Raw genomic sequence first — 258 nt, forward strand, 5'->3', positions numbered from 1 at the left:
CGCTCGAACAGCGTATAAGCGAAGCCCGACAAGATCAGCCGCCACTGATTGGCCCACCAGTGCGTGCTGGAGGTCCGGTCAGCAAACAGGCTCAGTTGTTGATCCTTGATCCGGTTCTCCATGTCACCCCGGGCACAGTACTGCTCGTAGTAAAGCTTGAAGCCGTCATCGTAACGAGAGCTGATGATAAACCGGGGATTAGAGCCTAACTCACCTTCTTCTAGGCGGGCCACCACCCAGCGTGGGTATTTCCAGGAG

Annotated in this window: 1 protein-coding gene; it reads right to left on the reverse strand. The window is 56.2% G+C overall.

The window, feature by feature from the left end; genetic code table 11:
• Positions 1-258, reverse strand: a 258-nt coding sequence (locus tag ACT3R7_RS20810) for a transposase (RefSeq protein WP_496199476.1), incomplete at both ends; no start/stop codon positions are given.

The organism is Halomonas sp. AOP43-A1-21 (assembly GCF_052376775.1).
Classification (GTDB): Bacteria; Pseudomonadota; Gammaproteobacteria; order Pseudomonadales; family Halomonadaceae; genus Vreelandella; species Vreelandella colorata.